At 72.0% G+C, this 5,521-nt stretch carries 4 protein-coding genes and 1 pseudogene; 1 reads left to right on the top strand and 4 read right to left on the bottom strand.

The window, feature by feature from the left end; translation table 11 throughout:
• Nucleotides 1-1,256, bottom strand: a 1,256-nt coding sequence (locus tag BM536_RS12210; RefSeq protein ID WP_425444623.1) for a serine/threonine protein kinase, incomplete at its 3' end; no start/stop codon positions are given.
• A gap of 10 nt (nt 1,257-1,266) precedes the next feature.
• On the opposite strand from BM536_RS12210, the gene BM536_RS44800 reads away from it, so the two are divergent.
• Nucleotides 1,267-1,572 carry a hypothetical protein gene (locus tag BM536_RS44800; protein WP_425444622.1) on the top strand — a complete coding sequence of 102 codons (306 nt, stop codon included), beginning with the start codon at nt 1,267-1,269 and terminating at the stop codon, nt 1,570-1,572.
• A gap of 1 nt (nt 1,573) precedes the next feature.
• Here the strand turns inward: BM536_RS44800 and BM536_RS12205 are convergent, their stop codons facing one another.
• The 3 genes and pseudogenes from BM536_RS12205 to BM536_RS12195 all read right to left on the bottom strand — a co-directional run bounded on the left by BM536_RS12205 (nt 1,574) and on the right by BM536_RS12195 (nt 5,363).
• Complete coding sequence (locus BM536_RS12205; protein WP_094102920.1) at nt 1,574-2,905, bottom strand: hypothetical protein; 1,332 nt, start codon at nt 2,903-2,905, stop codon at nt 1,574-1,576.
• A gap of 60 nt (nt 2,906-2,965) precedes the next feature.
• A complete protein-coding gene (locus BM536_RS12200) occupies nt 2,966-3,994 on the bottom strand; it encodes a glutamate ABC transporter substrate-binding protein (protein WP_073499781.1) in 1,029 nt (342 codons plus the stop codon).
• 14 nt (nt 3,995-4,008) lie between these two features.
• Nucleotides 4,009-5,363: pseudogene (locus BM536_RS12195) on the bottom strand (hypothetical protein).
• Nucleotides 5,364-5,521 lie beyond the last annotated feature (158 nt).

Raw genomic sequence — 5,521 nt, 5'->3', positions numbered from 1 at the left:
GGCCGAGCCGCCCCGCCCGCGCCGGCCGTCGTGGCCGAGCCGCGGCGTGGCGCGGTCGCCCGTGACCCCAGCCGCGACACCTCCCCGTCCAGTCTGGGGAACAAGTCGGTGTCGGTGACCTTCACTTCGGGTCCGAACAGTGTCGACAGCGCGGGGCGGGGCCGGCCCGACTGGAGCGAGACGACCTCGCGCAGCACGCCCGTCAGCTGCTCGGCCATCTCCTGCGCGGAGGCGAACCGGCGGGCCGGGTCGGGGTCGGTGGCACGGACCAGGAGCCGGTAGAAGGACTCGTACCGGTGGAAGACCTCGATGGCGTCGGGGTCGGGCAGGGAGTCGGCGTAGGCCGTGGTGTAGCCCTGGAAGTCGAAGGTGAGCACGGCGAGGGTGCGGCCGACCGTGTAGAGGTCGCTCGCCACCGACGGGCCGACGTCCGCCACCTCCGGCGCCTGGTAGCCGACCGTGCCGTAGATGGCCGACTCGTCGTCGTCCATCCTGCGTACGGCGCCCATGTCGATCAGCTTGAGCTGGTCCTCGGTCTGGATGGCGTTGTCGACCTTGAAGTCGCAGTACAGCAGGTTGCGGCTGTGCAGATGACCGAGGGCCTCCAGGGCCTCGATGCCGAACGCGCAGGCCTGCTCCACCGGCAGCGGATCGCGCTTGCCGTCGGGAGTGCGGCGGGCGTTGGCGATCTCCTTGAGGGACTTGCCGCCGACGTACTCCATGACGATGTACCCGTCCAGCGAACCGGTCCGCTGGTCGAGGTGCTCGACGAAGTTGTAGATCCGCACGATGTTGGCGTGCTCGATCTCGGCGAGGAAGCGCCGCTCGGAGATCGCCGCCGCCATCGCGTCCTGGTCACCGGTGTCCAGCAGGCCCTTGAGGACCACCCAGCGGTCGGAGACCGCCCGGTCGACGGCGAGGTAGACCCAGCCGAGACCGCCGTGCGCCAGACAGCCCGCGACCTCGTACTGGCCGTGCACGACGTCCCCGGCCTTCAGCTTGGGGACGAAGGAGTACGGGTGCCCGCACTTGGTGCAGAAGCCCTCCGTACGGCCCTCCCGCTCGCCGCGCGCCCGGCCCACCGGCGCCCCGCAGTCGGAGCGCGAGCAGAACCGCTTGCGCTCGGGCACCTCCGGGTTGTCGAGCACCATCGCGCGCGGGTCGGGACGCGGCACCTGCGGCACCGCGACCAGGCCCACCCCGAGCCGGGCCCGCCCGGAGGACCCGGCCGTGGAACCGGAGCTGCGAACCGACACCGACCGGCCGGTGGGCTTGCCCGACAGCGACCGCGAGAGCCGCCCGGACACCGAGCGGCGCGACTTCGACGACTGCGAGGAGGTGCGTGAACTGCGGGCGCTGCGCGCGCTGGAGCCGGAACTGCCGCTGCCGGTCGAGCCCCTGCCGCCACGGGTCAGCCCGGTCGGGGGCGACCCGACCATGCCTCCCCCGGCAGGGGGACCCCCGGACGCGACGACGGGCGCCAGACCGCAGGTGTCGCAGTACAGCTCGCCGCCGCCCACGTCCTCGTACGAGCCCCCGCAGCCCGGTCGCTGGCACGTCTGCCCTGCCTGACTCATGACCTCTGCTCCCCCCTGTGGTCCTGAGGTCCGCCCTGCTCGGGCACGCGCGGCGCGGCGAGCAGTTCGGCGACCGCCTGCTGGTAGCGCAGGACGGCCTGTTCGGCGACGCGCAGATCGCAGGGTGCGCTCCACAGCATCCGCCGGGCCGCGTCGTAGCGCTCGATGAGGAACGGGTCCTCGGCGAGCCCGTGCCGGGCGACCTTCGCCTTGTACGCGTCGAGGCGGCCGCGCAGTTCCGCGCGGACCGCGAGCGGCGCGGTGACCGCGGTCAACGACTCGCGGGCGCGCAGCAGTTCGTCCTCCGCCTTGCGCTCCAGGGACTCCAGGAGCGGGGAGAGACGGTGCCACTGGCCGTGCCGGCGGTACTCGGAGGCCGCTGCCACCTGCTCCTGGAGCACGGTAGGCGGGCCGCCGACCACCGGCACCTCCGTCGCGGCGATCTTCGAGAGCACCTCACCGCGCGCGGTGCGTGCCTCGGCGAGGGTCCGGTCCGCGCGGCTGAGCACGTCCCGCAGCCGCATCAGCCGCTGCTCGGCGTCCTGGCGGACGGTCAGTACGGCGTCGATCTCACGGCGTACGTCCTCCAGGGCGCGCGCCTCGCGGTCGTACACGGTGGTGTCCGGGCGACCGCCGCCGGGCGCCGAACTGCCCTGCGCGGGCACCCAGAACGCCAGCGGGTCGGAGATCACCTGCTCGCGCAGCGAGGTCAGGGTGCGGGTGATGCGCTCCAGGTCGTCGCCGGCCGGGTGTTCGCCGGGGCGTACGCCCACGGAGTGCGCGAGCTGGCGGGTGCGCTGGAGTTCCGCGGCCAGGAGATCGATCCGTGCGGGCAGCGCGGACCACACCGCGTCGGCGGCGACGACCAGGTCCAGCGAGGACGCGTACAGGTCGTTCATCCGGTCGACGAGGGTGGTCAGGGAGAATCTCTCGCTGAGCTTGCCGGTGCCGGCCAGGGTCGGGGCGTTCGCCGTGGCGGTGGCCGAGCCGGCCACCGTGACGGACTCGCCGCGCAGCAGTTCCGTCAGCTCCACCAGGTCCTCTCGGCTGGACCAGCGCCGCCGCGAGCGGATGTTCCGTGCCGAGCGCAGGGCGTCGCTGTACGCGTCGAAGTACGCCCACAGCAGCGTGATCGACGCCTCGGTGGACGCCCAGCGCTCCTTGGTGACACCGGTCAGCCCGGCGCCTTCGAGGAGTCTGCGGCCCGCGTGGTCCTGGAGGGCGAGGAGCGAGGTCTCGATCGCCTCGTGCTCCGCGCCGAGCCGCGCCAGCGCACGGTCGACCTCGTCCCGGTCCATCACCGGCCCGGGGGGTCCCGTGACGCCCATCGATCACCTCTCGTCGCTGTGTCCGTCTCCTGGTCGGTCCGCCGTCCGTCGGCCCACGCGTCAACTCGTGCGCAGATACTGCGGCGTGGGCGGCATCGACGTCGCCGAGTCCGAACCCAGTGTCGCCGACAGCCAGTCGGTGTACGACCGCTGCCAGCCGTTCGCCCGGTACTCCACCAGGATCTGGTTGACCCGGCGTACCAGATCGTCCGCGTCCTTCTTCATCGCCACGCCGTAGTACTCGGCCGTGAACGCGGCGCCCTTCAGTTCCACCGTCGGGTCCTGCGCGGCCTGACTGGCCGCCAGGGCGCCGTCGGTGACCACGGCGTCCACCTCGCCGAGCTGCAACCGGACCAGGCAGTCCAGCTGGTTGGGGACGGTGGTGGAGATGTCGGCCGTCGCGGGCAGCTTCCCGGCCTTCTGGTCGTCGGTCAGTTGGGTGTTGGCGGTCGAGCCGGCCGCCGTGCAGATCTTCTTCTTCGCCAGCGTGCCGTCGTAGCCGGTGATCGTCGACGACTTGGGGGCGAGGACCTGCTGGCCCGTCTTGAAGTACGGCGCGGAGAACGCGACGTCCTTCAGCCGGTCGCAGGTGATCGTCATCGTGCGGACCACCATGTCGACCCGGCCCTCCTGGACGGCCGGGACGCGCTGGTTGGTCGGAATGGCCTTGAACTGGACGGCGTTGCGGTCGCCCAGGATGTCCTCGGCGATCCGCCGCACCAGGTCGATGTCGAAACCCTCCAGCGCGGCCCCCGTGTTGTTGGGGTCGCGGTAGCCCCACCGGTAGCTGTTCTGGTCGACGCCGACGATCAGCTTGCGCTTCTCGCCCGTACGGGCCTTGATCGCGGCGATCGTGGGACCGTCCGCGGCCGACGGCGACAGCGTCTGCTTCTCGGGGGCCTCGCATGTCGTGTCGACCGCATGAGCGCCCTCGGCGACCCCCGGACCGCCGGTGCCGGTGCTGCCGTCGCCCCTCGACTGGGTCCAGGGCAGCAGCAGCATGAACGAGAGGGCGAGGACGCAGACGAGCGCCATCGCGCCCACCCCGCCCCAGCCCCGCAGACCGGCCCGCATCCGTCGAGCACGCATCGTCACGCCCCCTTTCACCGGTACTCCGACAGCCTGCGGCCGATGCCGAGGACCGCGCCCGCCGCCGCCAGGACCGCCAGGACCGCCGCGCCCAGCGGCAGCCCGCCCATCGCGTCCAGACCGTCACCGGCCGCCTGCTTGAACTCGTGCTGTTCGTGGTCGAGGGCGGTCGCCAGGCTCGCGTCGACGCCGTCGAAGCACTCGCCGGTCGCGCCCTTCGCGCCGATCACCAGGGCCAGCGCCTGCTCGTAGTTGCCGTTGTCGTCCTGGGCGCGGGCCGCGGTGTGGCGCTTCTTCCACTCCGCCATGTTGCCCTCCGCCGTCGTGACCGGCTTCTCGCCCGCCCGGTCGTCGGCGAGCCTCGCCGCCGCCGCGAGGCCCTTGCCGAGAGTGGCGATCTCCTCGGTGAAGTCGTGGTCGTACGCGTCGACCGTCGTCTCGCCGACCTTCACCGTCTCGGCGCCGCGCGCCACCAGGGTGAGGTTCTCGTTGCCGCGCGCCTTCAGTGACGCGATACGGGCTTCGTGCAGGACGTTGAGGGAGCGGACACCGTGGTCGTAGGACTCGTTCAGCCCCGCACGCGCCACGCTGTGACCGACCACCAGCCACAGCAGTACGGCGGCGGAGGCGGCGGACGCCGCGACCATCCCGTGGTTCAGGACCCGGTTCGTACGCCGGTAGTTGCGGTGCTGGGCCCAGGCGAGGGCGGCCAGCGCGAGGACGCCGAGGGCGATCGCCGCCCACGGGTACGGCTTGGCGGCCGCGTAGTCGTCCTGGAGGCGCTGGTTCTCCTTCTTGTAGAGATCCTCCGCCGCCGGGAGCATCTCGTCCTGCATCTTCTGGTTGCGTACCGCAGGTACGCGCCACCGACCGGGAAGCCCTGCCGGTTGTAGGTGCGGGCGCGCTCGACCAGGCCCTTGTACTCCGGGAGCAGCTTGTTCAGCTTCGTGATCGCCGCGGTGGAGGGGGAACCGGCGTCGGAGTTGTTCGCCGCGGTGACGAGCTTCGCGGCGGCCGTGTCGATGTCGTCCTCGTAGCGCTTGCGCGACTCGGGCGTCTCCTGGCCGCCTGCCAGGAAGCCGCTCGACGCGGCGGTGTTCGCGTCCGCGAGGGAACGGTAGATGTCCGCGGCGGCCGTGCTGAGCGGCTGGCTCTTGTGCAGCACGTCGTCGGCGGCGGCGGCGCGGTCGCTCATCTGCCAGGCCGTGACGGCACCGAACGTGACGACGAGGAGGGCGAGAACGGCGCCGATGATACGGAGCCTGCCCGGCTCGGTGGTTGCGGCGGTGCGCACCTGGTCCACGCCCTCGGCGAATGCCGTCCGGCGGTCGGGCGGTGACGCCGTGATGGTTGTCGGCGGGTTTGCCACGTCTGTCTGACCTCCCCCATGGTCAACTGTCCGCGCCAGTATCGCCGCTGGGCGGGGTGCTGCGCACCGGGCTTCACTCGATCTTGATCAGATCGCGGCTGGGCCCTGCGGGTGAACACGTCGGGGGTGCGGGTTGGTTCCACCGGGGTGGGGCGGGG

Source organism: Streptomyces phaeoluteigriseus, from assembly GCF_001896135.2.
Classification (GTDB): domain Bacteria; phylum Actinomycetota; class Actinomycetes; order Streptomycetales; family Streptomycetaceae; genus Streptomyces; species Streptomyces phaeoluteigriseus.
This window is presented reverse-complemented; position numbering and strand designations above follow the sequence as displayed.

What these genes read in the sequence shown, in the direction of transcription:
- BM536_RS12205 (WP_094102920.1), bottom strand. Translation starts at nt 2,905, where the DNA reads ATGGGCGTCACGGGACCCCCCGGGCCGGTGATGGACCGGGACGAGGTC.
- BM536_RS12200 (WP_073499781.1), bottom strand. Translation starts at nt 3,994, where the DNA reads ATGCGTGCTCGACGGATGCGGGCCGGTCTGCGGGGCTGGGGCGGGGTG.